The following is a 22,306-nucleotide window of genomic DNA, read 5'->3' as shown; positions in this document are numbered from 1 at the left end:
GGAAGTCCTGAAAACGAACTCGACAGGTCCGGGCGGCGGCACGAGAATGGGATCGTGCGTACCTATGGTCAGTACTGCCCGATCGCTCGCGCATCGGAGCTCCTGGCGGAGCGGTGGACCCCACTGCTCGTCCGAAACCTCATGTTCGGCGCCGAGACCTTCAGCGCGATCGCGCACGGCGTGCCACAGATGTCGCGGTCGATGCTGGTCACCCGACTCGATGAGATGGAACGCGCCGGACTGATCTCGGTGACGCCCAAAGCCCACGGACGCGGCCACCTGTATCACCTCACCGAGGCCGGACAGGACCTGTCGGCGGTGGTGAGCGCATTGGCGGACTGGGGCGAACGATGGGCGGACCTCGGGCCCCAGCACACCGATCCCGGATTCGCCCTCTGGTCGTGGTGTCAGGTTCAACTCGACCGCTCGGCGTTGCCCACCCGGCGCGTGGTGATCGCATTCGTCTTCCCCGATCAGCCGCGCGGTAACCGCAACTTCTGGCTGTTGATCGATCAGGGGGACGCGGAGGTCTGTTACTCCGATCCGGGCGGTGACCCGGCTGTGTACGTCCGGGCCGAATCCGCCGCATTCATCGACTGGCACCGCGGCGCGTTGTCGTGGCGCAGCGCAATCCGATCCGGCCGCATCGCGATTCACGGCGATCGCGCTCTCGCTCGTGCGCTGCCGACGTGGAATACCCGCGAGCCGCAGATGCGTTAGAGGACTGCGCCGATCGCGCCGGACAACTTCTCCGGTCTGGTGGTCGGGGCGAATCGGTCCACCACGTTGCCGTTCCGATCGATCAGGAACTTGGTGAAGTTCCACTGGATTCGGCCGCCGAGCAGACCGCGTTTCTGCGACCGCAACCAGTCGTAGAGCGGATGCGCGTCGGAGCCGTTGACGTCGATCTTGGCGAACATCGGGAAGGTGACGTCGTAGGTCAGCGAGCAGAAGTTCTTGATCTCGTCGGCATCGCCCGGCTCCTGATGCGCGAACTGATCGCATGGGAACCCGAGCACGCGCAGCCCGTGCCCGCCGTACTCCCGGTTGAGTGCCTCGAGTCCCTCATACTGCGGGGTGAAGCCACATTTGGATGCGGTGTTGACGATCAGCAACGGCAATCCCGCATAGGTCGACAGAGATACCGGATTGCCGTCGAGGTCGTCGGCGGTGAAGTCGTAGGCTGTGACGTCGGTGGTGGTCATGGTCCCCCCTGTTCGTGCCGGTCAGGTGTAGGCCGGTCGGCCGAGAATCTCGTCGCACGCGGCACCGCCCTCGACAATGCCACGTTCGAAGGCGCGACCGCGCTGAACCCCGGTACCGTGCGACGCTTGGTCGCGCAGCGAGTACATGAACGCGGTGGCTTCGATGCGGTCGGCCACCGTCAGCAATCCGCTCGACACGTACCACGACCATGCCGCTCCCGACCAGCAATCACTGGCCAACTCGAGTCGTCGCAGATCTTCGACGGGACCGAAGATGGTGGTGGACACCGGCGTCAGACCGACCGCCTCCTGCACACCGTGGCTCGATTCGTGGGCGAAAGCGGCGACCGCGCGCGCCCGTGTCCGGATCAGCGCGGCATCGGTGTTCCGGTTGAAGAAGGTGGTCGTGTCGCAGTGGTGCAGACCGACATTGAGCAGCGTCCCGAGTTCGGCGTAGACACAGATGTCTCGATTTCGGGGATTCCACGTGAGGCCCGCGGCCGGGTTGCTCACCTCCACCGTCCGGCGCACCACCGAGGCGTGCCCGGTGTGCTCGAGCCACCGACGCGTCAGCGCGACAGCGCAGACGACGTTGTCCATCGGTGTCGCCGCGTCCGCACACGCCGAGATGTCACCGCGCACCGTCGCCGTCCCCCAGGGGGCCGGCTCCGCCGACGCACGCGCAACGCCGACGCTCCCGGTCAGGCATAGCACGACGACGACCATCGCCACGAGGTTGCGCCCGGTCACTCCGTCACGGCCGTCCTGACGAACTCACGACTTCGGCGGGTTCAGCATCGGCACCAGGTACTGGCGGGCGATCGCGGCGAGCTGATCGTCATCGTGCACATCGACGAGCTGGCTGGGCACGGTCAGGAACGAGTTCGAGAATCGGACCATCATCTCGGCGGTCAGCTCGGTGTCGAGGTCGGCGGCGATGTTGCCGGCCAGTTGATCCCTGCGCAGCTGTTGGGAGAGGAACTGCCGGACTGCGGCCAGCATCCGCCCGTCGTCGGCGCCGATCGACCCGGCGAGCAATGTCGGCTCCGTCTCGATGAGGCCGCCGATGAGCGGGTTGTCGAGGATTGACCGCAGCGAACTGACGAATCCGAACACCACTCGTTCTTCTGCGGTGTCCGCCTCACCGATATCGGCCAGGAACCGCACGAAGTACCGACGGAACTCGCGCAGGATGACCTGTTCCACCAGCGCGTCCTTGGTGTCGAACTTCCGGTAGATCGTCACCCGGGACAGCCCGGCACGTCGGGCGACCTCGTCCATCGACGATCGCTGGATACCCATTCGGCAGAATTGGTCGAACGCGGCATCGAGCAGCCGGGTCCGGGTCGGGTCGTCGGGCTCATCGAAATCGCCGCCGATCACCGCCACGTAGGCGCGCTGCAGCAATGACGGGGACTGCTCAGGCGCCCGGATATCCGGCGCCGCGACGGCATGGCCTGGTTTCACTTGTACTCCTCGCCGGTCGTGCGCGAAGCATACCGCGAGCCCCCCACAGCCGCCGTAAGCATGTGTGGCTACGACCGTAGCCACACCGTCTTGTGAGTGTAGTCACACTGTGCTAATCCTATGTAACAGAGTTACAGGGATTGTTTCATCGCGTCATCGAGTCGGGTGGCGATAGACGGGAGTCAAGAATCATGGAGAATCTGAGCAGGCGAAACATGCTGAAGGCCGGTGGCACGGTGGGCGCGGTGGGCGCGCTGGCCACCGTCGGTCAGGCGACACCGTGGACGTGGTCACCGGCGGGTTCGGTGCCCGGCCGGGGCAGCGGCGCCAACCCCCAGGGAGTCTGGGACGACGAGGCCGACCCGGTGGTGGCCAAGCTCCTCGAGCGTGGCCAGGTGCAGCGGGTCAACGAACTGCTGCGAGGCTGGACCAAGAACGGTCAGCCGCTGCCCGCCGGCCTGCCCAACGAACTGCGCGACTTCATGGAGCACGCACGCCAGCTGCCGTCGTGGACCGACCGTGGCAAACTGGAGACCGCGGTCCGGTTCAACCAGAAGCGCGGCACCTACCTGGGCGTCCTGTACGGATTCGCCAGCGGCATGATGAGCACCGTCATCCCGCGGGAGGCGCGGGCGGTGTACTACTCGCAGGGCGGTGCGGACATGAAGGACCGCATCACCAAGACCGCGAAACTCGGCTACGACATCGGCTCGCTCAACGCCTACCGGCCCGACGGCGAGATGATCGTCACCTGCCTCAAGACACGGCTGGCCCACGCATCCGTGCGGACCCTGTTGCCGCAGTCGCCGTGGTGGAACCACTCCGCACAGGAAAAGATCCCGATCAGTCAGGCCGACATCATGGTCACCTGGCACAGCCTGCCCACCACCGTTATGCGCATGCTCAATCGATGGAATGTGCCGATCGCCGCCGACGAGTCGGCCGGCTTCCTGCACTCGTGGCAGATCACCGCCCACATGCTCGGTGTTCAGGATCAGTACATCCCCAACTCCTGGAACCAGGCCGACGCGCAGGCCCGCCAGGTGCTCGACCCGATCCTCGCCCCCACCCCGGAGGGCAAGAAGCTCGCCGACATCCTGCTCGATCTCGGCATGAACCTCGACCTCAGCCTGCTGTCGCGGGGCGTCCTGGGTGCGCTCACGCGATTCATGCTCGGCGACAAGATCGCCGACTGGCTCGAGATCCCGCGTGAGCCGGTGTGGAGCCCCTTGCTCGAGACCGCTTGGGGCCCCTACGTTCTGGTCCGCGAGGGACTGCTCCAGGTCGGCATGCCGAAGGAAGCGTACTGGCTCTTCGACGAGTTCCTGCGCCAGTTCGTCCTGTTCTACATGTCGGAACTGCGCATGCCGATCAACATCACCATCCCGGTGGGCAACAACCCGCGCTACAGCTGACGCCGGAAGCCGCTGCACACGAACAACTGTCGGGGGAAGCACGATGACGGTGCGCGGATGGTTCGTGGTGCTCGCCGTCGTGGTGGCCGGGCTCGTCATGCCGGCCACCGCGGCGGCGGCGCCCGGGCCGTCACATCGAACCAACTGTCCTGATCTGTATGTCCTGGCGATTCCGGGGACGTGGGCCAATGCCAGCGACCCCGGCATTCTCCGAGACGTCACCGATGGCCTCGGGCCCCGCACGTTGGTGCACTTCGTCGGTTACGACGCGACCGCCTTCCCGTGGGAGGGGGCCATCTACGGACGCTCGAAGGCACAGGCGGTGGCGAACACCACCGGCTTGGCGCTCACCATGCTGCACCGGTGTCCCGCCACCAAGCTGGCGATCACCGGTTACAGCCAGGGCGCCGATGCCGCCGGGGACGTGGCCGCCGAGATCGGCACCGGTCGCGCCGCGATCAGACCAGATCAGGTTGCCGCGGTGGTACTCATCTCCGATCCTCGCCGGTCACACAAGGACAATCTGGTCGGCCCCCGACTGGCGGGCCAGGGCAGCGGAGGGCCGCGTCTGACGGGCATGGGGTGGCTCAGCGCAGTGACCCACACCATCTGCGCGCCCAGAGACCTCTACTGCAACACGCCTCGCGACTACTACGTGACGCGGATCGTCGGATATCTCGCGGAGACCAGCGATCCCACGCCGAGCCAGATGGGCCAGTACCACGCGGAAGCGAACGCGATCCTGGGTGAACTACTGGCCAAGGGCGGGATCGGCGCAGTCGGCCGCGAGGTGAGCGATCAGCGTGCACGCCAACAGATCATCGTCTTCAATCGGTTTCTACAGTCCGGCGTGCACACCAACTATGCCGCCTTCCAGGTAGCGCCCGGGGTCAGCGCCGTGGACTGGGCGTACAACCGCCTCGCGGCATTGGCCACCTCGCACCGCTGACCACCGCATATCCCTGACCCCGGATCGGAAGGACGCCTGATGGACAGACAGCTACTCGAGCACAGCCTCGCCTCGGTGGACCTACCCGACGACGGCCTCACCGTGCGCTTCTACCAGATACTGTTCGAGAGATATCCGGCTGTCGAACCGATGTTTCAGCGTGACACCAAGATTCAGGCGGAAATGCTGCGCACCGCCATCGTGTCGGTGATCGACAATCTCGACGACGCCGAGTGGTTGACCACCAACCTCGGGTCCCTCGGCAAACGACACGCCGAGATGGGCGTCACCGCACCGATGTACGAGGCGGTCGGCGAATGCATGATCGCGGCGATGGCCGAGATCGGCGGCGACGCATGGACCCGCGACATGACCGCAGCGTGGACCGAAGCCCTCACTGCCGTGGCATCGCTGATGCTCGCTGGCTACCCCGGGGGCGATAGCCACTCGGGGAACTGACATTCACGCCGGTCATCACCCGTGTGAGTGTCAGTTCCCCCTGTAGGTCGCGCGATGGTCGTCGCGGTTCACATGCGTGTTGCGCCCGAGGGGAGTAGACCGGAGGAGGAAAGGGACACGAGCTGAAGGGTTGTGAGCGCATGAAGGCCATCCAGATCGTCAAGCCGGGCAGCGAACCCGAACTGCGGGAGGTGGACAAGCCCTCACCCGGACCCGGCCAGGTGCTACTGAAGGTGACCGCGGCGGGCGCCTGCCACTCCGACGACTTCGTGCTGAACATGCCCGCCGAGGGCTTTCCCTACCCCCTGCCCATGACGCTCGGCCACGAGGGCGTCGGAGTGGTCGCGGAAACCGGCAGCGGTGTGACCAGCATCGCGGAGGGAACCCCGGTGGCCGTCTACGGGCCGTGGGGATGCGGGGTATGCCACTTCTGCTCCGGCGGGCTGGAGAACTACTGCAGCCGCGCCGCCGAACTGCAGATCACCCCGCCGGGCCTCGGCGTCGACGGCGCAATGGCCGACTACCTGCTCGTCGACGATCCGCGCCACCTGGTACCGATCGGCGACCTCGATCCGGTCCGAACCGTCCCGCTGACCGACGCCGGCCTGACGCCGTATCACGCCATCAAGCCGTCGCTGCCCAAGCTGGTGGGCGGCAGCACCGCGGTGGTGATCGGCGCCGGCGGGCTGGGTCACGTCGCGATCCAGATGCTGCGCCACCTCACCCCGTCGCGCATCATCGCCCTCGACGTGACCGAGGAGAAGTTGGCCTTCGCATCCGAGGTCGGTGCCCACGAGACGGTCCTGAGTAACGAGGATGCGGTTGCAGGCGTCCGCAAGATCGTCGGAAATGAGGGCGCCACAGCAGTGTTCGACTTCGTCGGCTACCAGCCCACCATCGACACCGCGTTGGGAGTGGTGGGCACCATGGGTGACGTCGTCGTCGTCGGCCTCGGCGACGGTGCGGCCACCGCGAAGATCGGCATCTTCGCCCAGCCGTTCGAGGTCTCGGCACGCGCGCCGTACTGGGGCACCCGCAGCGAGCTGATCGAGGTGCTCGACCTCGCCCGTGACGGTGTCCTCGACGTGGCGGTGGAGACCTTCTCGCTCGACGATGGTCTCGAGGCCTACCGCAAGCTTGCCGCGAACGATCTGCGAGGACGTGCGGTGGTGGTCCCGGACTGAGCCGCGAACAGGAACGCGAGCACCGCGATCACTGCGGACATCAACATCACGACCGCGAGCGGGCCCGCAGTGTTCTCGCCGCGGATGCTCACCAGTGGTGACACCACTGCGGCCAGCGCGAACTGCGCAGCACCCAGAATCGCCGAGGCGCTGCCCGCAGCTTCTGGAACCGCCTGCAGCGCCAGGGCCGTGGCGTTCCCGAACACCAAGCCACAGCTACCCACGGCACCGAAGATCGGCAGCGCGAGCCATCCGGCGCCCACATCGAGGATGACCAGCATCCCGAGGACGCCGGTGAAGACCAGGATTGCGGAGACACCGGCGCCGACGAGCGAACGAACAGAGCGGGTTCGGGTGAGCCGGGCGGCCACCGCACTCGTCACCATGAGTGCCAATGCGTTGGCGCCGAAAGCCAACCCGTATCCGGCAGCGCCGAGGCCGATCATCTCCTGGTAGAGGAACGGCGACGCCGAGATGTAGGCCATCATCACTGCGAACGCGAACGCGAACGCCACCGCATACCCGAGGAAGGCCCGGGACCTCAGCGCAGCCAGCGGAGACGACGACCCGCGCCGCTCCGAACTGATCGCCGCTCGACGCTCGGGCGGCAAGGTCTCCCGGATCACGGCGACGGTCGAGACCATCATGGCGACGGCGAGTGCCAATACCACTGCGAGAATCCCCCGCCACCCGATCGGGCCCACCAGGAACCCACCGACCAGCGGTGCGACCACGGGGGCCACACCGACGACGATCATCATCAGGCTGAACGCGCGAGCCGCGTCTTTTCCCCGCGCCAGATCGGAGATTATCGCGCGACCGATTACCATCCCGGCGGCCCCGCCCAGACCTTGGGCGAACCGGGCGACCACCAACACGGTTATGTTCGGCGCCCACACCACGATCGCACTCGCCACGACACACAGGACCGCACCGGCCAGGAGCGGACTCCGTCGGCCCCACCGATCGGAAATCGGACCGAAGACGAGTTGCCCGATGGTCACCCCCACGAGAAACGCGGTCAACGAGAGTTGCACTGCGGTGGCCGACACCGACAATTCTTCGGTCATCTGCGGAAATGCCGGGAGGTACATGTCGGTCGCGAACGGCGCCACGGCCGACAGCAACGCGAGGACGAGTAGGAGTGCGCCGCCGACCGGGCGCGGCCCGGCCGCAGCGTGCGCCGAATCAGCCTCGGCGTGTGTGAGCTCGGTTGACATGTTGGTTATGTAATCATAATTGTTATGTCTTCACAATCGCCGCCGCTGGGCGCCCTCGCCGATGTGATCCTGCGGATCGCCCGCAGTGTCGAGCCACACCGGTTCGGCATCGAGCCACTCACTGGTACCGAAGCCGCAGTGCTGCACTGGATCGACGACCACCCCGGCACGTCACCGAGCGCCACTGCCGCTGCCACCAGCCTGCAGAAGAGCAACGTCAGCACCACATTGAGGAGCCTGGAGGCCAAGGGACTGATCGAACGCTCTCGAGACCCGCAGGACGCCCGGCTGGTTCTGCTGTCCACGACGGTGCGGGCGCGCCGCAACATCAGCCACCTCTACGCCGAGTGGACCCGTGTTCTGACCGAAGCGCTCGGCGGCGACCTGTCCGGTATCGACGAGACCCTCGCGACACTGACCCGCGTCGACGAGGGACTCAGAAGGCAGAGCTGATCCGGCCCGGCGCTTCGGCGCTATTCCTACCGGGATGGAAACACCTGCACCGCAGACCTATTCAGGAGGCCACTTCCACGAGATCAAAGCGTTCACGCAGTTCGGCCCAGGTCGCGCAGCGCCGACCGTCGACGGTCCGATAGAGATCATCGTGCCCGGGACGCCACATCCGCATCAGATCATCGCGAACCGCTGGACGATCCGCCGGCTCGGCGCTGCCGCAGACCGCGGCCACCAGCCACACCCGGGGCCGGGCGGTCCCGCTGGTCGTGCGGTCGACGCTGGTCTCATCAGTTCTCATGTCATCGGCTTTCATGACGGTGGCCTTCCGCGGTCGGAGTCCTCGTTCTCCGAGCTCACTACGTGGTCGTATCGGGGTATTGCCCCAGAGTGGACCAGCTCGGTGAGCGTGGCTGTCTCAAAGTGCGACAGCCACGGCCGGGGCTCGAGCATTTGCCCCTGGCCACGATGCTGCCGCTGAGTACCGTCGACATATGCGCTACGGAATCTGCATCCTGCCCGATCGACCCTGGTCACAGACGCGGCAACAGTGGCAGCGGGCCGAGGAGATGGGTTTCGATCACGCATGGACCTACGACCACCTGGTGTGGGGCGGGTTGCCACAGTCGCAGTGGTTCTCGTGCATCCCGACGCTGACGGCCGCGGCCGGCGTGACCGAGCACATCGGGCTGGGAGCGTTCGTGGTCTCCCCCAATTTCCGCCACCCCGTGGCATTTTCACGTGAGGTGCAGACCCTCGTGGACATCTCCGGAGGTCGTTTCCTCCTCGGACTCGGGGTGGGTGGTACTCCCGACGACACGCTGCTCGGACTCCCGCAGTACACCATCAGGCAACGTGTCGCCCGGTTTCAGGAGTTCACCCTCATGCTCGACGCCACCCTGCGCGACGATCATGTGACCCGCGACGGCGAGTTCTACCGCGCACAGGACATGCGGCTCGTCGGTGGCTCCGTCCGCGATCGGGTGCCGCTGCTGGTCGCCGCCAACGGTCCGCGCAACGTCCGCTTCGCCGCCCGCCACGGCGACGGCTGGATCACCACCGGCGGTCCGTCGACGTCGCTCGACGAGTGGTTCGGCGGCATCCGCCGCACGTGCGAGGTACTCGAGGCGACCTTGGCCGACCACTCGCGCGACGTCCGTCGCTACCTCAGCCTCGACGCTTCACCGCGCAACGCACTCGAGAGCCTGCATCTGTTCGACGACATGGTCGGTCGGGCCACCGACCTCGGCTTCACCGACGTCATAGTGCACTGGCCGCGCTCCGAAGATCCGTATCGCGCACCGGAGGCCGTGCTCGACGCGCTGGCCGCCCGCGGATTGCACTGATCCGCACCGGGACACCCACGAGTTGGTCACCGTCGACCGCACCGTCGATAGACTCGGTCGGGTGAGTGTGCGCGCAGGCATCGTGGTCACCGGCACCGAGGTGCTGACCGGTCGGGTCACCGACCAGAACGGGCCGTGGGTGGCCGGCCGACTCCTGGATCTCGGGGTGGACGTCGCCCACATCACCATCTGCGGGGACCGTCCCGCGGACCTCATCGGACAGCTGCGGTTCCTCGCCGACGACGGGGTGGACCTCATCGTCACCACCGGCGGACTCGGACCCACCGCCGACGATCTCACTGTCGCCGCCGTCGCCGATTTCTGCCGACGCCCGCTGCATCTCGACGCTGACCTCGAGGCGCACATCGCCGACATCATCGACCGCTGGATGAAGCTCCGCAACGCCGATGCGGATACCGCACCGCTGCGCGCGGGCATCCGCAAACAGGCGATGGTCCCCGACGGCGCCGCACCGATCCCGCCCACCGGTACCGCGCCCGGCGTCGCCGTACCCGCGGCCGGGCCGCTGCCGGCGATCGTCGTCCTGCCCGGGCCACCTCGAGAACTGCGGGCGATGTGGCCGAACGCACTCACAGCGGCGCCGATCGCCGCTGCAGTCGCCGGGCGCGTGCAGCACCGGCAGGAGATCATCCGGGCCTACGGATTGTCGGAGGCCGACCTCGCGGAGACGCTGCGGACGGCCGAGCAGACGATGTCTGGTTTCGACGACCTGGAGATCACCACCTGCCTGCGCCACGGTGAGCTCGAGATGGTGACCCGGTTCCCCGACCACGCCGCGGCCACCTACACCGCGCTGGCGGCGTCGGTGACCGACCATCACCGAAAACACATCTTCTCCACCGACGGCTCGACCATCGACGACCAACTCGTTGCGGCCTTGGCGGGTCGGACGGTGGCGACAGCCGAATCCTGCACCGGCGGAATGGTCGCAGCGCGGCTCACCGACCGGGCCGGGTCGTCGGCCTACCTGGTGGGCGGTGTGGTCGCCTATGCCAACGAGACCAAGATCGGACAGCTCGATGTCCCGGCGGCGCTGATCGACGAACACGGCGCGGTGAGCGAAGAGGTGGCGGCCGCGATGGCCGACGGTGCCGTGCGCCGCCTCGGCGCCGATATTGCGGTGTCCACCACCGGTGTGGCCGGCCCGGGCGGTGGTTCGGACGCCAAACCGGTGGGGACGGTGTGTTTCGGTGTGGCCGTGGCCGGCTGCCCGACCATCACCGTTCGGCGGTTTCTCCCCGGCGACCGCGCCAACGTGCGGATGCTGTCGACGGTCGCCGCGATGCATCTACTGGTGGGTGTGCTGACCGACTGATCGCCTCGACCACCCACCTATCCGATCCCGCGTCGGCTCCGAAGAACCGGTGTGACCCCCACCGAGTCCGCCGCCATGCCGCACACAGCACTTTCCACTGTCGACCTGGATCGCCGAGCGCGTGCCGTCGCCGACAGTGACATCTCCCTGGTCAGCGCCGTCCTGCGAGAGAACCTGGCCACTCACGCCGCGATCCTCACCGGCGTCCACCACGATCTCGGTCCGTTGACGGCCGTGCTCGACCGGGCCGGTGCGCGCGGCAAACGACTGCGCGCATCGTTCTGTCTCTGGGGCGCCCGCGGCGCCTCCGGCGGCGACTTGCCCGCGGGTGCCCCGGAGGTCGCCGCGGCCATCGAACTGTTCCATCTCGCCGCCCTCGTCCACGACGACGTCATGGACCACAGTGACCACCGCCGTGGCCTGCCGACGGTGCACCGACACTTCGCCGACGAACACCGGCACAACCGCCGGGCCGGCGACGCCGACGCCTACGGCGAGGCCGTCGCAATCCTCGCCGGAGATCTGTGCCTGACCTGGTCCGACGATGTGCTCGCCGACGGTACCGCCGACCTCGATCGGCCCACCCGACGTCGGGTGCGGCAGATCTGGTCGGCCATGCGCGACGAGACGATCGCCGGACAGTTCCTCGACATCGACGGGCAGACGCATCCGGCCAGTTCCGCGGCGCAGGCGGAACTCGTTCTGCGGTTCAAGAGCGCCAAGTACACCGTCTCGCATCCCCTGCGACTCGGTGGAGCCCTCGCCGGGGCGCCGGCCGAGCTGCTCAGCGCCTACGACCAGATCGGCATCGCCGCCGGTGAGGCGTTCCAACTGCGGGACGACCTGCTCGGGGTGCTCGGCGATCCGGCGCTCACCGGCAAGCCGACGATCGACGACATCCGAGAAGGCAAGCGCACCCTGGCGATCGCCTGGGCGGAGGAGAACTCGAGCCGCGTCCAGCGACGTGTTCTGGCCGAACATCTGGGCAACCCCGAGGTGACCGAGGACGGCGCGCGGGCCGTGTGCGACGTGCTGCATGACAGCGGCGCGGTGCAGCGCGTGGAGGATCGCATCGCGGTGCTGGCTGCCGACGCCACCGCACGCATCGCCGCGCTGGCGGTCGACGACGTCACCCGGCGCGCACTCGCCGGTCTCGTCGCCCGGTGCGTGTGGCGTGCATCCTGAGTCGGACGGATATCCGCCCGCCGGCACCTGCGGCCGGTACGGTGAACGAACACCATGAACCCCTTCGCATCTCGTGCGACCCCGCTGGCTCCGCCGCTCGTCGACCGGTGGCGTGTCGCCGCGCCCTGGGCGCTGTTCGGGTGTGCCTTCCTCGCTCAGACGGCGTTCCCCTTCACCGACGGGGGCACCCCGGCGTTGACCACGGCGAGCGTGATGTTCCTGGCCGCGGCCGTGGTCGCGCACATGGCGAGCAGCCGCGGCGCCCGTGCGGCGTTGACCCTCGTGGCGGTCGCGGGCGTCGGCGGCCTGGTCGCCGAAACCGTCGGTGTGCATACCGGTTTCCCGTTCGGCAGCTACGAGTACAACACCACGCTCGGCCTGCAGGTCGTCGGCGTCCCCGCCCTGGTTCCGCTGGCCTGGACGATGATGGCGTGGCCGGCGCTGGCCGCGGCACGACGGCTCGTCGGCCCGCACCGCGTGGTGACGACCCTGGTCGGTGCCTGGGCGTTGACCGCCTGGGATGTGTTCCTCGATCCGCAGATGGTCGATCAGGGGCACTGGCGGTGGTCCGATCCGCATCCGGCACTGCCTGGTGTGGAGGGCATCCCGCTCACCAATTTCGCCGGCTGGTTTCTGGTGTCGGCGATCATGGTCACGCTGCTCGACCGGCTGATCCCCGTGGCCCCGACATCCCCCGGCGACCCCGGCCCGTCCGACAGCTGGAGTGCGACAGCCGATCTGCTGCCGCTGGCCGTCTACCTGTGGACCTACGTGTCGTCGGTGATCGCGCATGCGGTGTTCTTCGGTCGTCCACCAGTGGCGCTGGTCGGTGGCGTGGTGATGGGACTGGTGGCCATCCCGGTGGCGATCACCGTGCTCCGACGGTCGGCGCTTCGAGGGTCCGCGCGTGCCCAGAACTGAGGTCATGCGAACCACGGTCTTGGTGGCGAGCACGGGTGCGGCGGCGTCCTTGGCGCTGACGCTCGACAACGCCCGGCGCATCCGCCGACCCGATCCGATGGTCGTCGTCGTGCCCGAACCACTGACCGTGCTCGTGCCGGTGCGTGACGAGGTCGACGATGTCGGAGGGTGCCTCGCGGCGCTGCGCGTCGCCGCCGACCGTTGGCCGGGCCCGATCCGCATCCTCGTGCTCGACGACGAGTCCACGGATGGCACCGATCGGGTGCTGGCCGAACTGGCGCAGGCTGACGAGCGAATTGAGGTCATGCGCGGCACACCGACACCACCGGGCTGGCTGGGGAAGTCGTGGGCGTGTGAACAGTTGTCCCGCAACGCCGAGACCGGGATCCTCGTCTTCGTAGACGCCGATGTGCGGGTCGCGCCCGATGCGCTGGTGGCGTCCGCCGCGCTGCTGCGCGCGACCGGACTCGATCTCCTCTCGCCCTATCCCCGGCAGCACGCAGACGGACCGGCCGAGCGACTGGTGCAGCCGCTGCTGCAGTGGTCCTGGATGAGCACCTTGCCGCTGGGGCTTGCGGAACGCTCGTCGCGGCCGTCGATGTCGGCGGCCAACGGTCAGTTCCTCGTCGTCGACGCGGCCGCCTACCGTCGCGCCGGCGGGCATGTCGCGGTACGCGCCGAGGTGCTCGAGGACATCGCACTGTTGCGGGCGGTCAAGCGGTCCGGCGGACGCGGGGTGGCCGCCGACGGCAGCGCGGTCGCGAGCTGCCACATGTATCACGGTTGGCGTGAGGTGCGGGCCGGGTACCGCAAGTCGCTGTGGTCGGCCTTCGGTTCGGTGCCCGGCACGGTGGCGGTGGTGGCACTGCTGAACCTGCTCTACGTCGTACCACCGATCGCGGCGCTGCGGGGCTCGCGCGTCGGGCTGCTCGGGTACCTGCTCGGGGTGGCGTCGCGGGTGATCTCCGCCCGGTCCACCGGCGGGCGCAGCTGGCCCGACGCACTCGCGCACCCGATCTCGATCCTCACGTTCACCGCATTGACCGCGGACTCGGTGGTCGCCAGGCGCACCGGCAGGCTGACCTGGAAGGGTCGTACCATCTCGGGGCCGACCCGATGAGCAGCATCGTGGTGATCGGCGCGGGGGTCGGCGGGCTGGCCGCAGCGCTGCGCCTGCAGGCCGCCGGACATCGCGTCACGGTGCTCGAGCAGGCGCCCGAGATCGGCGGGAAGCTGGGCGTGATCCGACACGACGGCTTCGTCTTCGACACCGGCCCGTCCTTGGTCACGATGCCGCACATCCTCGCGGAGTTGCTCGCCTGCGCCGACCGGCGCCTCGACGACGTGCTGCCACTCACCCGGCTCGACGTGGCGGCACGGTACCGCTTCCCCGACGGCACGCGATTGGACCTCCCGGGTGAACTCGCCCGGATCCCCCAGGCTCTCGACCGCGCCCTCGGTCCCGGCCGCGGCGACCAGTGGATGGCATTCCTGGCCCGCGCCCGGTCGATCTGGGCGGCATCGCGTGGCCCGTTCCTGGAGTCACCGATCGACCCTCGGGTCGTCGTCCGTCAATCCCGGCCGTCCGACCTGATGACCATCGCCCCGTGGCGCAGTCTGCGCGGGTTGGGTGGTCGGTACCTCGACGACCCACGGCTGGCCATGCTGCTCGACCGCTACGCCACCTACACCGGCTCCGATCCGCGGCGTGCCCCGGCCGCGCTGGCAGCGGTGCCGTGGACCGAGCAGGCGTGGGGCTCATGGTATGTGCCCGGCGGCCTCGGGTTGATCGCAGAAGTGGTGCGCGACAGCTTCCTCGACCATGGAGGTGTGCTCGAACTCGATGCCACGGTCGAGGGGATCGAGACCGATACGTTGGGGCGCGTGCACGGCGTGACACTCGCCGACGGAACGTTCCGGCCGGCCGATCTGGTGGTCGCCAACGCGGATGCCCGCCAGGTGTACGACCATTTGGTGTGGACCCCCGGCGCGGACCGGGCCGCCGCCCGCATGCGCCGCGCCACTCCCTCGCTGGCCGGTTTCGTGATCCTCCTCGCGCTCGATGATCCACCGGCGGCGACACCGCATCATCAGGTGTTGTTCGGTGATGACTACGACGACGAGTTCGACTCCGTGTTCGGCTTCGGCGGACCGGCACGTCCGGTTGCCCGTCCGACCGTGTACATCTCGGCACCCGAGGATCCGGCAATCGTGCCCGGCCCGGGAACCGGCTCGTGGTTCGTGCTGGTCAACGCTCCTCGACACGATCCGGACGGCGGAGTCGACTGGGACGCTCCCGGTCTCGCCGCCGACTATGCCGACCGAATCCTGGGGCTGATGGCCGAGCGCGGCGTCGATGTGCGGTCGTCGATCCGGCATCAGATCGTGATGACACCGGCCGACCTCGAGCGCCGCACCCGAACGCCGGGCGGGTCGATCTACGGGTCGTCGTCGAATGGTCCGCGCGCCGCATTCCTGCGGCCGCGCAACGCATCCCCGGTTCCGGGACTGTATCTGGTGGGCGGGTCGGCGCATCCGGGCGGCGGGTTGCCGCTGGTGATGTTGTCGGCGAAGATCGTCGCCGGACTGATCGGCCCGGCAACCTGACGCGACACGAGCCGCGTGCGTTCACCGGGTGGGCAGCGGCCCCACCGACCGATCCCCTCGGATCCGCTTGAGCACGAGCTCCGCGCTGATCAGACACATCGGCAACCCGATGCCGGGGGTGGTACTCGAACCCGCATAGTAGAGCCCCTCGACCTTGCGTGACCTGTTTCCCGCGCGCAGAAAGGCGCTCTGCCGCAATGTGTGTGCCGGACCGAGCGCACCACCGCGCCACGAGTTGAGGTCGGCGACGAAGTCGCCGGGTCCCATGGTGCGACGGACCACGACCCGGTCGGCGAGGTCGGGTACCGCTGCCCAGTCGGCGACCAGGTCGATCGCACGGTCGGCGATCTGCTCGACGGTCGCGGCTCCCGCGCCGTCGACGCCGCCCGATCCGATCCCTGGATCGGCCGGCACAGGGACCAGGATGAAGAGGTTCTCGTCGCCCTCCGGCGCCACCGAATCGTCCGACGCCGACGGCCGGCACACATATAGCGACGCGGGGTCGGGGACGCGGGTGGGCGACTCGAAGATCGCGTCGAAGTTGGCGTTCCAGTCGCCGGTGAAGAACAGCGAATGATGCGCCAGTTCGGGCAGCCGTCCGCGGACCCCGAGAAAGACGAGAACCGCACCGGGCCCGGATGTCGCCTTGTCCCACCACTTCTGCGGGAACGTCTGCAGTTGCGGCGGCAGCATCGTGGTCTCGACATGATGGAGGTCTGCGGCTCCGATGACCAGGTCGGCCGGCAGATCGTGTTCGACACCGTCGCGCTCGCGCGTACGCACTCCGGTGACGCGGGCGCGACGCGGACTCCATCGGCCGGCGGTCTCGCGTAATTCGGTGCGGATGGCGGTGGCGTCGGTCGCGGTGTGGACCCGCACCCCGTTCTCGACCGCCAGCTTCTCCAGGACTTCGGCCAGCCGCACGAATCCGCCGTCGGGGTAGCGGACGCCGTCGGCCATGTCGAGCCAGCTCATCAGGTGATACATGGCGGGTGCACGGTCCGGGGAGGCACCCAGGAACACTGCGGGATAGCCGAGGATCTGCCGAATGCGGTTGTCGCGGAAGCGTGACGCGATATGCGAGTCCAATTTCCTCGTCAGCAGACGGGCCAACTGGCGGGCGTTGGCCAGCACGCGGCGGCCGGCGAAGGCACCGACGGCGTCGAAGTTGGTGTAGAGGAAACGCTCCACCGCGATGTCGTAGGCCCGACGCGCGGATGCGAGGTAGTCGTCGAAGACCCTCCCGGCCCCCGGTTCGAGCGCGTCGAACAGTTCCCGGTTGCGCTGGGCCTGTCCCGCGATGTCGACGCTGTCGGCCTCACCTTCGAAGAACACGCGATAGCCCGGTTCCAGGCGCAGCAGGTCGATCTGCTCCGCGGTCGAGGTCCCGAGCAACTCGAAGAAGTGATCGAACACGTCCGGCATGAGCCACCACGAGGGACCGGTGTCGAACCGGAAGCCGTCGCGTTCCCATGACCCGGCCCGCCCGCCGACCCGCTCGTTCTTCTCGACGAGGTCTACCTGATGACCGTCGGCGGCCAGCAGTGCGGCGCTGGCCAGGCCGGCGACTCCGCCGCCGATGACGACGATCCGGCGAGCCCCGGCGATCATGCGTTCACCCGCCGCGGCTGGCCGCGACGTAGCGCGGCCGCCCCGGCGATCCGAGCCTTCGCCGGCCCCGGCACCCGCACGCGGCTGCGGCAGGCGTCCTCCGGCGCGACGGCCCGCAGCCGCGTGGCGAGTTCGGCGAACAGATCGTGGGCGGCACAGACCGCCACCCGGGTTCCGCTGGGCAGCAACGGTATTGCCTCCTGAGCGCAGGACAGATCCTGGTCGATGTCGTCGAGCCACCCGTGCCATGCCTCGGCGGATGGCCGCTTCGGGTCCAGACCCACCAGGTAGCGGCGACCGAGTTCCATGCTGTCGGCGCCGATGTCCCGCAGGAAGTTGATCTTCTGGAAAGCCGCGCCGAGACGTCGGGCCCCGGGCGCGAGTTGGTCGTAGCGCGCTTTGCGGTGCGGTTCGTCTGCCAGGAAGGCATGGACGCACATCAGTCCGACGACTTCCGCCGACCCGTAGATGTAGGTCGCCAGGCTGTCGGCGTCGTGGTTCGCGTGTTCGAGGTCCATCCGCATGGAGGCGAAGAACGGTGCCGTGAGTGCCTGGTCGATCCCGGTGCGGCGGGCGGTGCGCGCGAAGGCATGCACCACGAGGTTGCTGCTCGCACCGGTCGTCATCGCAGCGTGGGTCTGTTCCTCCAGCGCATCCAGTGCGGCGCGACGTTGGTCGACGGACTGTCCGGGCCGCGGCGCATCGACGATCTCGTCGGCGATGCGCACCAGGGCGTAGATGTTGTGGACGTCGCGACGGACGGGCGCGGCGAGCAGACGGGACGCGAGACCGAACGACGAGGAGTACGAGCGGATCACCAGCGCGGCGGTATGTTCGGCGACCTCGTCGTAATGGCGATAGGGCAGCGCATGGTCGGTGGCGCGATCTGCGGTCGAGGTCATCGTCATCACCCGGCGATTCCGCGATACGGATCGGCTCCGAGGGCGTGGACTTGATCGACGAACCAGGGACTGAACACCCAGGGTGTGCGGAGCGCCGACGTCCAGACGTCCTCGATGGGCGCCCAGACGAAGTCCATCACTTCGTCCGGGTTCGGGACAGGCGATCCACATGGTCGGGCCCGATAGACCGGGCACACCTCGTTCTCCACCATTCCGCTGGCATCCACGGCGCGGTAGCTGAAGTCGGGTAGTACACAGGCCAGGTCGCTGACCTCGAACCCGAGTTCGCGCGGCGCGTACCGGCGGACCGCGTCCTCGATGGGTTCCTCGGGCCTGGGATGTCCGCAGAACGAGTTGGTCCACACCCCGGGCCAGGTGCGTTTGGTCAACGCCCGGCGCGTCATCAGGATGCGGTCGAAGTCGTCGACGACATGACAGGAGAAGGCCAGGTGAAGTGGGGTGTCGCTACCGTGCACGCTGCCCCGCGGCGCGGTGCCGCGGGGCCTGCGCTCGGCATCGACGAGTACCACCAGATCAGTTGTCATCGGCCGTCCTCCGTTCGCTGCGCGGCGATGCGGCCGCCGCCGCATACGCTTCATTCTTCGTTACCGCGGGCACAACGGATGGATCGGACGAACAAATCTTCTCGGTCGCGTCGACGTGATTCTCAGTAGAAGTGTTTCCGGCCGCCGACAGCGCGCCCGGTGGCTCCGAGGATGGCGAGGATCGCGCCCACCACGATGAGAATGATGCCGATCGTCCACAGGATCGGGATGCTGAAGATGAAGCCGAGGACGAGCAAGATCAGGCCGAGAATGATCACGGTCTACCTCCTGTAGTCGGTTGACGGTCTGCTCGACGCTGCTGCAAGCACTTCCACCGTACTTGCCGTGTTGATCACCCATGTCCGATTTCCGGAGCGGTCATCATGCCGTGTCGGGCGACAGTTCGACGATTGCCAGTGGCCGCGACGTTTTCTGCTGGTAACCGCGGTAACGCCCGTTGTTCACCTTGTCGACGATGTCGAACCGGCGCGCGTAGTCGGGATCGTCGGGGAAGGTAGGCCGGGCGGTGACCGCGAGCTGCCGCCGACCGACCTGGATCTCGCAGCGCGGATTCGCGGTGATGTTGCCCAGCCATGCCGGCGGCCGCGGCGACCCGCCGTTGGATGCCACGACCAGGTACTTCCCGCCATCGGTGGCGTAGGTGAGGGCTGAGGTGCGCAACCTACCGGTGCGGCTGCCGGTATGACGCAGCAGCAGGGTGGGATTGCCCATCAGCAGACGATGGCCGAGCCACCCGCCGGAGTGCTCGTAGATCCACTGATGCACCTGCAGGGTGCGGACGAAGAGGCTGGCCATGCAGGCAGATTAGGCCATGCCGGGACGTCCACCCGTGCCGGCGGGCATCGCCGCGCCGGACATCGGCGTCGTGTCGACTCGTGTCCGCGCCGATGCCGCGACGACGAGTCCGACGACGGCCCACACCGCGAGCACAGCCAGCGCCGCGCCACCGCCATGACCGTCGAAGAATGCCACGCTGCGCAGTGCGGTATTGCCTGCGCCCACGGGCAGGTACTGGGCGATCTGCCCCCACGGGGTGGGCAGCAGTTGCCACGCCGACGTCGCGCCCGACAACGGGAACCCGTAGAAGAAGACCACCACTGCGGCCACCGGGATACCCGGGAGACCGATCAGCGTGATCAGTCCGGATGTCGCCGCGCTGATTGCCGCGCACAGCAACGTCATCACACCGGCGTTGGCGATCCAGGTGCCGGTCAGCACTTCGAGCGCACCCTGCAGCGCCCATGTCGAGAGCGCTCCAGCGGCCACCGCATAGCCCAGCAGCGCCGCTACCCGAATCGCACGGCCTCCCGACAGCAGGCTGATCAACGCCCCCGCCGCGATGGAGGTGATGGTCAGCGCGATGAGCGAGATGGGGAGACCTTGCCCATGGGGATCATGCTGCGGGTTGGGGACCAGTGGGGTCACGGCGACCTGCGCTGACGGATTCATCTGGCGTACGGCCGCTGGAACGGTCTCACTCAGCGCCGACGCCACCGCCGCACTCGCGGCCGGAGCGGTGTAGAGCGTCGTCCCCGTGTCCGCCACCACCAGCGCGCCATACGCTTCACGGGTGGTCACGGACTCGCGAGCGGCCTCGGGTCCGTCCACCACGGTGATGTCGAATGCACCTGGGGCGTTGCGGTTCATCCCGGTGACGATGCCGGCGACCACCGGTTGCGGGCCGGCGACCGCCAGCGGGAGATCACGGGGTTGCTGGCGTGATGCCGCCCAGGCGAACAACAGCACCAGCACGACCTGCGCCACCACGATGGCTCCGACCACGATGACGACCCGACGCGTCGGGTTGGGCATCTCCACCGAGCTCGACTCCATGACACCACCTCCATAAGAGAACGATCGTTCTCTTATGCTGCGCCCGGCCGAGGCGCACTGTCAAGAACGGTCGTTCTCTTTTATTCGTCCGCCGCCTACGATGTGCGTCGTGCCGAAGATCAGCGAGGAAGTCCGCGCCGCGCGCCGCGCCCACATCCTGGATGCGGCACGCGCCTGTTTCCTCACCCGCGGCTTTCATCAGACGTCCATGGACGACATCCTGCGGGCGGCCGACGTCTCCGCCGGCGCGGCCTACCGGTACTTTGCGGGCAAGGGCGAGATCATCGAGGCGGTGGCCGGGGAGACGGTCACCGGGCTGACCTCGCGGATCGAGTCGATGGCCGCCGAGGACCCGCCGCCCAATCTCCCCGATGTCATGCGGCGGCTCGTGCACCTGATCGACGACGTTGCCGACGACTCCGGGCGACTGGCGCTGATCGTGTGGGGCGAGGCACAGACCGACCCGGTGATCGGCGAACTGGCCCGCGGCGAGTTGCTGCGGCTGCGTCGGGTCCTGCAATCACTTGTCGCACAGTCTGAACCGGGGAACAATGCGACACCCGAATCGGCCGCGGCAGTCGTGTACTCGTTGCTCGCCGGGTTCCTGGTTCAGCGACGCGTGATCGGCAGCGCCGATGCCGAGGCCTACGCCGCGACCGCCGCAGCTTTGGTCTCTGATCTCTGACCGCAGCGCTGGTCTCAGATCTCCGAGAAGTCTCCGTGCCGCCCTGATCCACCCGTGAACCGGGCCGCCCCGGTGTGTCCGTCGGCGTTGAGCGATTCGATGCCGAGCGCGATCTCGGTGGCCATCGCGTCCTGCTCGCGGAGACCCGCCTGGTCGTACGCGGAGCGACGGTCGTTGCGCATACAGGTCGGCGGGAACTGCCTGATCTGCTGCGCCAGCGCCTGCGCCGTCGCCAGACTCGTCCCCGGCTCGACAAGTCGGTTGACCAGGCCGAATCGCTCGGCCTCCACGGCGTCGACCGGCCGACCGGTGAGGATCATGTCCATCGCCCGACTGGCGCCGATGAGTCGGGGCAGCCGGACCGTGCCGCCGTCGACCAACGGGACACCCCAGCGTCGGCAGAACACCCCGAACGTGGCATCCGTCGCAGCGACCCTCAGATCGCACCAGATCGCCAACTCCAATCCGCCGGCCACCGCGTAGCCCTCTACGGCGGCGATGACCGGCTTGGACATCGTCAGACGCGTCGGCCCCATCGGGCCGTCACCGGTCGGCTCGACCCGGTTGATCCGGTCGGTCCCGACGGCCTTGAGATCTGCGCCGGCGCAGAAGTGTCCACCGGTTCCCCACAGCACGGCGACATCCGCCTCGGGGTCGGCTTCGAAGGCCCGGAACGCTGTGGCGAGTTCGGCCGCCATGGCGCGGTCGACTGCGTTGCGCACCTCGGGTCGACACATCGACACGGTCGTGACCCGGTCAGCGGTCTCCACACGGATGGACGTGTAGTCCATTGCACCGTCATCAGGATTCGAGTCCACCCCTTGGACTGTAGCCCCGATCGAGCGGCCACCCCCGGGGTGAACGCACCAACCTCAGAACGATCATCAGGGATGTGCGACGACGGACGCGGCGCCGCGCATCGCGCACCGTGGTGGCCAAGAGGCCGGGATGGCCGTCGGGTA

25 protein-coding genes are annotated in these 22,306 nt (G+C 68.0%); 13 read left to right on the top strand and 12 right to left on the bottom strand.

Annotation, left to right across the window (positions count from 1 at the left end; genetic code table 11):
• Positions 1–54 precede the first annotated feature (54 nt).
• Positions 55–720 carry a winged helix-turn-helix transcriptional regulator gene (locus NWF22_RS11930; RefSeq protein ID WP_160901897.1) on the top strand — a complete coding sequence of 222 codons (666 nt, stop codon included), beginning with the start codon at positions 55–57 and terminating at the stop codon, positions 718–720.
• Here NWF22_RS11930 and NWF22_RS11925 read toward each other — a convergent pair.
• The 3 genes from NWF22_RS11925 to NWF22_RS11915 are packed head-to-tail and all read right to left on the bottom strand — an operon-like array spanning position 717 to position 2,672.
• The gene (locus NWF22_RS11925; protein WP_160901896.1) at positions 717–1,205 is read right to left on the bottom strand and encodes a glutathione peroxidase; all 489 of its coding nucleotides are present in this window, start codon (positions 1,203–1,205) and stop codon (positions 717–719) included. The genes NWF22_RS11930 and NWF22_RS11925 overlap by 4 nt on opposite strands.
• Positions 1,206–1,226: 21 nt before the next feature.
• Complete coding sequence (locus tag NWF22_RS11920; RefSeq protein WP_160901895.1) at positions 1,227–1,955, bottom strand: neutral zinc metallopeptidase; 729 nt, start codon at positions 1,953–1,955, stop codon at positions 1,227–1,229.
• A gap of 24 nt (positions 1,956–1,979) precedes the next feature.
• Positions 1,980–2,672 carry a TetR/AcrR family transcriptional regulator gene (locus NWF22_RS11915; protein WP_258321400.1) on the bottom strand — a complete coding sequence of 231 codons (693 nt, stop codon included), beginning with the start codon at positions 2,670–2,672 and terminating at the stop codon, positions 1,980–1,982.
• Between the two features lie 191 nt (positions 2,673–2,863).
• Here NWF22_RS11915 and NWF22_RS11910 point away from each other — a divergent pair, with 191 nt between their 5' ends.
• The 4 genes from NWF22_RS11910 to NWF22_RS11895 all read left to right on the top strand — a co-directional run bounded on the left by NWF22_RS11910 (position 2,864) and on the right by NWF22_RS11895 (position 6,679).
• Entirely contained in the window at positions 2,864–4,087 is a 1,224-nt protein-coding gene (locus tag NWF22_RS11910) for an oxygenase MpaB family protein (protein ID WP_160901894.1), read from the top strand.
• Between the two features lie 43 nt (positions 4,088–4,130).
• Complete coding sequence (locus tag NWF22_RS11905) at positions 4,131–5,036, top strand: cutinase family protein (RefSeq protein ID WP_160901893.1); 906 nt, start codon at positions 4,131–4,133, stop codon at positions 5,034–5,036.
• Positions 5,037–5,075: 39 nt separating this feature from the next.
• The gene (locus NWF22_RS11900) at positions 5,076–5,495 is read left to right on the top strand and encodes a globin domain-containing protein (RefSeq protein WP_160901892.1); all 420 of its coding nucleotides are present in this window, start codon (positions 5,076–5,078) and stop codon (positions 5,493–5,495) included.
• Between the two features lie 140 nt (positions 5,496–5,635).
• Positions 5,636–6,679 carry an NAD(P)-dependent alcohol dehydrogenase gene (locus NWF22_RS11895; RefSeq protein WP_160901891.1) on the top strand — a complete coding sequence of 348 codons (1,044 nt, stop codon included), beginning with the start codon at positions 5,636–5,638 and terminating at the stop codon, positions 6,677–6,679.
• Here the strand turns inward: NWF22_RS11895 and NWF22_RS11890 are convergent.
• Positions 6,622–7,899 (bottom strand): multidrug effflux MFS transporter, encoded by a 1,278-nt coding sequence (locus tag NWF22_RS11890; protein WP_160901890.1) that lies wholly within the window; start codon positions 7,897–7,899, stop codon positions 6,622–6,624. The two genes, NWF22_RS11895 and NWF22_RS11890, sit on opposite strands and share 58 nt — an antisense overlap.
• A gap of 24 nt (positions 7,900–7,923) precedes the next feature.
• Between NWF22_RS11890 and NWF22_RS11885 the strand changes: the two genes are divergently transcribed.
• Positions 7,924–8,352: a MarR family winged helix-turn-helix transcriptional regulator gene (locus tag NWF22_RS11885; RefSeq protein ID WP_160901889.1), complete on the top strand. Its 429-nt coding sequence runs from the start codon at positions 7,924–7,926 to the stop codon at positions 8,350–8,352.
• A gap of 61 nt (positions 8,353–8,413) precedes the next feature.
• On the opposite strand, the gene NWF22_RS11880 is transcribed toward NWF22_RS11885, so the two are convergent.
• The gene (locus tag NWF22_RS11880; protein WP_160901888.1) at positions 8,414–8,653 is read right to left on the bottom strand and encodes a hypothetical protein; all 240 of its coding nucleotides are present in this window, start codon (positions 8,651–8,653) and stop codon (positions 8,414–8,416) included.
• Positions 8,654–8,846: 193 nt separating this feature from the next.
• Here NWF22_RS11880 and NWF22_RS11875 point away from each other — a divergent pair, with 193 nt between their 5' ends.
• From NWF22_RS11875 to NWF22_RS11850, 6 genes are all read left to right on the top strand, one after another.
• Positions 8,847–9,698 (top strand): LLM class flavin-dependent oxidoreductase, encoded by an 852-nt coding sequence (locus NWF22_RS11875; RefSeq protein WP_160901887.1) that lies wholly within the window; start codon positions 8,847–8,849, stop codon positions 9,696–9,698.
• Between the two features lie 61 nt (positions 9,699–9,759).
• Positions 9,760–11,034 carry a competence/damage-inducible protein A gene (locus NWF22_RS11870; RefSeq protein ID WP_160901886.1) on the top strand — a complete coding sequence of 425 codons (1,275 nt, stop codon included), beginning with the start codon at positions 9,760–9,762 and terminating at the stop codon, positions 11,032–11,034.
• Positions 11,035–11,085: 51 nt separating this feature from the next.
• A complete protein-coding gene (locus NWF22_RS11865) occupies positions 11,086–12,219 on the top strand; it encodes a polyprenyl synthetase family protein (protein ID WP_258321399.1) in 1,134 nt (377 codons plus the stop codon).
• A gap of 54 nt (positions 12,220–12,273) precedes the next feature.
• Positions 12,274–13,140 carry a carotenoid biosynthesis protein gene (locus NWF22_RS11860; protein ID WP_160901885.1) on the top strand — a complete coding sequence of 289 codons (867 nt, stop codon included), beginning with the start codon at positions 12,274–12,276 and terminating at the stop codon, positions 13,138–13,140.
• 4 nt (positions 13,141–13,144) lie between these two features.
• Entirely contained in the window at positions 13,145–14,260 is a 1,116-nt protein-coding gene (locus NWF22_RS11855; RefSeq protein ID WP_160901884.1) for a glycosyltransferase family 2 protein, read from the top strand.
• On the top strand, positions 14,257–15,747 hold the full coding sequence (locus NWF22_RS11850; RefSeq protein WP_160901883.1) for a phytoene desaturase family protein: 1,491 nt from the start codon (positions 14,257–14,259) through the stop codon (positions 15,745–15,747). Before NWF22_RS11855 ends, NWF22_RS11850 begins: the two co-directional genes overlap by 4 nt.
• Positions 15,748–15,768: 21 nt before the next feature.
• On the opposite strand, the gene crtI is transcribed toward NWF22_RS11850, so the two are convergent.
• The 6 genes from crtI to NWF22_RS11820 form a co-directional block, all read right to left on the bottom strand.
• On the bottom strand, positions 15,769–17,358 hold the full coding sequence (crtI, locus tag NWF22_RS11845; protein WP_202398462.1) for a phytoene desaturase family protein: 1,590 nt from the start codon (positions 17,356–17,358) through the stop codon (positions 15,769–15,771).
• Positions 17,355–18,260: a phytoene/squalene synthase family protein gene (locus tag NWF22_RS11840; RefSeq protein WP_202398461.1), complete on the bottom strand. Its 906-nt coding sequence runs from the start codon at positions 18,258–18,260 to the stop codon at positions 17,355–17,357. The genes crtI and NWF22_RS11840 overlap by 4 nt, the downstream gene beginning before the upstream one ends.
• 5 nt (positions 18,261–18,265) lie before the next feature.
• A complete protein-coding gene (gene idi / locus NWF22_RS11835) occupies positions 18,266–18,805 on the bottom strand; it encodes an isopentenyl-diphosphate Delta-isomerase (RefSeq protein ID WP_160901881.1) in 540 nt (179 codons plus the stop codon).
• Positions 18,806–18,927: 122 nt separating this feature from the next.
• Entirely contained in the window at positions 18,928–19,083 is a 156-nt protein-coding gene (locus tag NWF22_RS11830) for a DUF6131 family protein (protein ID WP_202398583.1), read from the bottom strand.
• 103 nt (positions 19,084–19,186) lie between these two features.
• Entirely contained in the window at positions 19,187–19,621 is a 435-nt protein-coding gene (locus tag NWF22_RS11825; RefSeq protein ID WP_160901880.1) for a nitroreductase/quinone reductase family protein, read from the bottom strand.
• Positions 19,622–19,630: 9 nt separating this feature from the next.
• Positions 19,631–20,659, bottom strand: a complete 1,029-nt coding sequence (locus NWF22_RS11820) for a hypothetical protein (protein WP_160901879.1) — start codon at positions 20,657–20,659, stop codon at positions 19,631–19,633.
• Positions 20,660–20,768: 109 nt separating this feature from the next.
• On the opposite strand from NWF22_RS11820, the gene NWF22_RS11815 reads away from it, so the two are divergent.
• Positions 20,769–21,344, top strand: a complete 576-nt coding sequence (locus NWF22_RS11815) for a TetR/AcrR family transcriptional regulator (protein WP_160901878.1) — start codon at positions 20,769–20,771, stop codon at positions 21,342–21,344.
• Between the two features lie 14 nt (positions 21,345–21,358).
• Here NWF22_RS11815 and NWF22_RS11810 read toward each other — a convergent pair whose 3' ends face one another.
• Positions 21,359–22,135, bottom strand: coding sequence for a crotonase/enoyl-CoA hydratase family protein (locus NWF22_RS11810; protein WP_160902181.1), 777 nt, complete (start codon positions 22,133–22,135; stop codon positions 21,359–21,361).
• Between the last annotated feature and the right edge of the window lie 171 nt (positions 22,136–22,306).

This window comes from Gordonia mangrovi, from assembly GCF_024734075.1.
GTDB classification, from domain to species: Bacteria; Actinomycetota; Actinomycetes; order Mycobacteriales; family Mycobacteriaceae; genus Gordonia; species Gordonia mangrovi.
Note: the sequence above shows the minus strand (reverse complement) of the source record. Positions and strands in the feature narration are given on the sequence as shown.

Coding starts and splice junctions, on each gene's coding strand:
- NWF22_RS11900 (WP_160901892.1), top strand. CDS start 5,076: ATGGACAGACAGCTACTCGAGCACAGCCTCGCCTCGGTGGACCTACCC.
- NWF22_RS11895 (WP_160901891.1), top strand. CDS start 5,636: ATGAAGGCCATCCAGATCGTCAAGCCGGGCAGCGAACCCGAACTGCGG.
- NWF22_RS11820 (WP_160901879.1), bottom strand. CDS start 20,659: ATGGAGTCGAGCTCGGTGGAGATGCCCAACCCGACGCGTCGGGTCGTC.
- crtI (WP_202398462.1), bottom strand. CDS start 17,358: ATGATCGCCGGGGCTCGCCGGATCGTCGTCATCGGCGGCGGAGTCGCC.
- NWF22_RS11850 (WP_160901883.1), top strand. CDS start 14,257: ATGAGCAGCATCGTGGTGATCGGCGCGGGGGTCGGCGGGCTGGCCGCA.
- NWF22_RS11885 (WP_160901889.1), top strand. CDS start 7,924: ATGTCTTCACAATCGCCGCCGCTGGGCGCCCTCGCCGATGTGATCCTG.
- NWF22_RS11890 (WP_160901890.1), bottom strand. CDS start 7,899: ATGTCAACCGAGCTCACACACGCCGAGGCTGATTCGGCGCACGCTGCG.
- idi (WP_160901881.1), bottom strand. CDS start 18,805: ATGACAACTGATCTGGTGGTACTCGTCGATGCCGAGCGCAGGCCCCGC.
- NWF22_RS11875 (WP_160901887.1), top strand. CDS start 8,847: ATGCGCTACGGAATCTGCATCCTGCCCGATCGACCCTGGTCACAGACG.
- NWF22_RS11905 (WP_160901893.1), top strand. CDS start 4,131: ATGACGGTGCGCGGATGGTTCGTGGTGCTCGCCGTCGTGGTGGCCGGG.
- NWF22_RS11860 (WP_160901885.1), top strand. CDS start 12,274: ATGAACCCCTTCGCATCTCGTGCGACCCCGCTGGCTCCGCCGCTCGTC.
- NWF22_RS11910 (WP_160901894.1), top strand. CDS start 2,864: ATGGAGAATCTGAGCAGGCGAAACATGCTGAAGGCCGGTGGCACGGTG.
- NWF22_RS11825 (WP_160901880.1), bottom strand. CDS start 19,621: ATGGCCAGCCTCTTCGTCCGCACCCTGCAGGTGCATCAGTGGATCTAC.
- NWF22_RS11925 (WP_160901896.1), bottom strand. CDS start 1,205: ATGACCACCACCGACGTCACAGCCTACGACTTCACCGCCGACGACCTC.
- NWF22_RS11810 (WP_160902181.1), bottom strand. CDS start 22,135: ATGGACTACACGTCCATCCGTGTGGAGACCGCTGACCGGGTCACGACC.
- NWF22_RS11880 (WP_160901888.1), bottom strand. CDS start 8,653: ATGAGAACTGATGAGACCAGCGTCGACCGCACGACCAGCGGGACCGCC.
- NWF22_RS11840 (WP_202398461.1), bottom strand. CDS start 18,260: ATGACCTCGACCGCAGATCGCGCCACCGACCATGCGCTGCCCTATCGC.
- NWF22_RS11855 (WP_160901884.1), top strand. CDS start 13,145: ATGCGAACCACGGTCTTGGTGGCGAGCACGGGTGCGGCGGCGTCCTTG.